Origin of the sequence: Trebonia sp. (assembly GCF_049794275.1) — a bacterium.
Lineage (GTDB): Bacteria > Actinomycetota > Actinomycetes > Streptosporangiales > Streptosporangiaceae > Trebonia.
The window spans coordinates 1-3,330 of record NZ_JBARCR010001103.1 but is presented as its reverse complement, the minus strand read 5'-3'; the positions used below and the strand labels follow the sequence as shown (position 1 = coordinate 3,330).

The following is a 3,330-nucleotide window of genomic DNA, read 5'->3' as shown; positions in this document are numbered from 1 at the left end:
CCACAGAGCGGTCGCTGATCCTGGCGGTTCGTGACGCGCACCGCTCCCCCGCCACCCGGAGCCTGGTGACGGCGGTGCTCGCCGAGCGCCCGGACACGATCCTGGTGGAGATGGGGCTGCCCTACTGGCAGCCGCCGGCCGGGGCGTACCAGGCCTACCTGGCCACCTACGGCGCCTCCCGCGCCAACGCCCAGGCCGCAGCCGAGCTGCTCGGCCTCACGGATTTACGGAATCAAGTAGCTGGAAAATGGGAATCTATAGACCGGAAACGGGGAAAAAATCTCCTGGAATCTGGGAAAATACCAGCTAGTATAGGAGCATGCGCGAGGTTCTGACCGGCCTGGCAGAGCGACGACTTGTCGATGTGGCTGAGGCTCGTTTCGCAGAGGAGCCGGTGCTCGTCCTCAACGGTCCGCGGACGGTGGGGAAGAGCACGCTCCTTGGACAGCTCGCCGCACGTCTCGGCCGCCCGGTGATCGACTGCGACGACCCGGCCACGCGGTCGGCGGTGCGCGCTGATCCCGGCCGGTTCGTGGAGTCGGCCGAGCCGGTCCTTATTGACGAGTACCAGCATGTTCCCGAGCTCCTCGACGCCATCAAGGCTCAGCTCAACCGGGATCTTCGTCCCGGCCGGTATGTCCTGGCCGGATCGACGCGGTATGCCGCGATCCCGGCGGCGGCCGAGGCGCTGACCGGCCGGGTCGACATCATTCCCGTACTTCCGCTCACCCAGGGCGAGATCGACGGGATCCGGGAGACGTTCGTAGCCAGGCTCCTCGATGGCGATGGCGTCGCAGGGCTGCCGCGGGAGGCGGCGGCAGCCACCCGGGACGAGTACGCCCGGCGGTCGACGGCGGGAGGGATGCCGGTGGCCCTGCGCCGTCCGCCAGGGCCGTCGCGTTCCCGCTGGTTCGCCAACTACGTCGACCTGGTCGTGGACAAGGACGTGATGGACATCTCGCGGGTCCGGCAGCGTGAGATGCTGCCCCGGCTGCTGGGCCAGCTCGCCGCCCGGTCAGGGCAGGTGCTCAACATCACCCCGGTCGCCGGGGCGATCGGCCTGGAACGGTCGACGGCAGAGAACTACATCAAGCTCCTCGAGGCCGTCTTCCTCATTCACCGGCTTCCGGCCTGGGGCACGACCCTTGGCTCCCGGGTCGTCAAGCACCCCAAGGTGCACGTGGTCGATTCCGGCGTGATGGCCTGGCTGCTGAATCTCACCCCCCAGAAGATCGCCCAGGCGGCACCCTCCACTCTCACTGAGTACGGCCACCTCCTTGAGACGTTCGCGGTCGGTGAGATCCTCAAGCAGGCCAGCTGGTCCGATGCCCCAGTCGCGGCGGGCTACTTCCGGACCGAGGCCGGCGACGAGGTGGACCTCGTGCTGGAGCGCGACGACGGCCAGGTGATCGCCTTCGAAATCAAGGCGGGCACCCGCGTCAGCGGCGATGACCTGCGCGGTCTCCGCCTGCTGAAGGACCGGCTGGGCCCCCGCCTGGAAGAAGCCGTCGTCCTCTACACCGGCGAGTACGCATACCGGAACGACGGCTGGATCCAGATCACGCCGCTCAGCCAGCTCTGGACGAAATCCGTGGCGTTTCGGTCGCTATGACAACGGAAACGCCATGGATTTCGGGCGAACCGGGCGGTGGGATGCGAGTACCGCGTGGTCGTCGACGCCCTGGCGGGGCTCAGGGTCGGCGTGCACCAGGGCCCCCGATAGCTGGGGCAGGGCATGCAGCAGGTGATGCTCGGCGCTGACCGCGACCCGGTGCGCCTCGATCGCGGTGATCTCGCCGCTGACGGTGATCTCGGCCTCGGCGTGCAGCCGGTGACCGATCCAGCGAAGCCGGACCTGCCCGGTGCCCAGCACGCCTGGTGTGCCGCGCAGGGCGCGCTCGGCCTGATCGACCAGCTCGGGGTCGACGGCGTCCATCAGCCGCCGGTAAATCTCGCGGGCCGCGCGCCATAGCACGGACAGCAGCACCGCCGTGATCGCCAGACCAACGACCGGGTCGGCCCAGTTCCAGCCCAGCGCCACGCCGCCCGCTCCGGCCAGCACCCCCAGTGAGGCGAGCCCGTCGGTGCGGGCGTGCAGCCCGTCCGCCACCAGCGCCGCCGACCCGATCCTGCGCCCGGTCCTGATCCGGTAGCGGGCGGCCAGCTCGTTGCCCGCGAACCCCACCAGTGCGGCCGCCGCCACCGCGGCCAGGTCAGAGACCGGGTGCGGGTGCAGCAGCCGGGATACCGCCACGGACGCCGCCAGCACGCACGACGCCGCGATCAGCACCACGATCGCCACTCCGGCCAGGTCCTCGGCCCGCCCGTACCCGTAGGTGTACCGGCGGTCCGGCGGCCGCCTGCCAACGATGAACGCCACCGCCAGCGGCACGGCGGTCAGCGCGTCGGCGGCGTTGTGCAGCGTGTCCCCCAGCAGCGCCACCGACCCCGACGCCGCCGCGACCGCGGCCTGCACGGCCGCCGTGCCCGCCAGGATGGCCAGCGATACCCACAGCACCCGCATCCCCTCGGCGCTGGCCTCCAGTGCCGGATCCACCTGGTCCGCGGGCTCATGCGAGTGCGGGCGCAGCGCGTGTGCCACCCGCGACACCGCCCCGGCTCGCCCGGTGGCACGCTCGCGCCCTTCGCGACCGTGGTCACGCTGGCCGTGGTCATGCGGGCCGTGGCTCGCGGCGTGCGGATGCGAGTGGCTCATATTCCAGAGAGTGCCAGCTAAAACGCGTTGCAGCACATCGATAACAGCCAGCCCGGCGCAGCCGCGACCAGCTCGCAGCAAGGGGTCAGCGGGGGTCGTGGATGGCGGTCCAGATTTTCTCCGGAGTCAGCGGCATGTCCAGGTGGCGCACTCCGTAGGGGCGGAGGGCGTTCATGACAGCGTTGACCAGGGCGGGGGTGACGCCGATCGTGCCGCTTTCGCCCATGCCCTTCACGCCGAGCGGGTTCGTCGGGGACGGCGTACACACCAGGTAGGACTCGATCGGGGGCAGCGAGGCGGCGAACGGGACCGCGTAGTCCATCAGGGAGGCGGCCATCGGCTGGCCGGCGTCGTCGTACGCCACTTCCTCCCATAGCGCCTGGCCCAGGCCCTGGGCGATGGCGCCGTGCACCTGGCCCTCGACGAGCAGCGGGTTGATCACCACGCCGCAGTCGTCGACCGCGACGATCCGCAGCAGCGTGACCCGGCCGGTATCCGGGTCGACGGCCACCACGCACGCGTAGGAGCCGGACGCATAGGTCTCCGGTGGCGCGCCTGAGCCGGCCGTCGCGGTGATGCCGCCGAGGCGTGCGGCGGCCTCGGTGACCGACATC

General features: G+C 70.5%; 3 protein-coding genes and 1 pseudogene. 2 read left to right on the top strand and 2 right to left on the bottom strand.

Features of this window, described 5'->3' with window-relative positions:
- Positions 1 to 335, top strand: a pseudogene (locus tag WA805_RS27475) (hypothetical protein); the annotation flags it as partial.
- Positions 320 to 1,612, top strand: a complete 1,293-nt coding sequence (locus WA805_RS27470) for an ATP-binding protein (RefSeq protein WP_422339330.1) — start codon at positions 320 to 322, stop codon at positions 1,610 to 1,612. The pseudogene WA805_RS27475 and the gene WA805_RS27470, both read left to right, overlap by 16 nt.
- Here WA805_RS27470 and WA805_RS27465 read toward each other — a convergent pair.
- Positions 1,607 to 2,716: a cation diffusion facilitator family transporter gene (locus tag WA805_RS27465; RefSeq protein ID WP_425243787.1), complete on the bottom strand. Its 1,110-nt coding sequence runs from the start codon at positions 2,714 to 2,716 to the stop codon at positions 1,607 to 1,609. The two genes, WA805_RS27470 and WA805_RS27465, sit on opposite strands and share 6 nt — an antisense overlap.
- Before the next feature lie 85 nt (positions 2,717 to 2,801).
- Positions 2,802 to 3,330, bottom strand: a 529-nt coding sequence (locus WA805_RS27460) for a xanthine dehydrogenase family protein molybdopterin-binding subunit (RefSeq protein WP_425243786.1), incomplete at its 5' end; no start/stop codon positions are given.

Bases quoted from the DNA above. Each gene is read 5' to 3' on its own strand.
- WA805_RS27470 (WP_422339330.1), top strand. From the start codon at position 320: ATGCGCGAGGTTCTGACCGGCCTGGCAGAGCGACGACTTGTCGATGTG.
- WA805_RS27465 (WP_425243787.1), bottom strand. From the start codon at position 2,716: ATGAGCCACTCGCATCCGCACGCCGCGAGCCACGGCCCGCATGACCAC.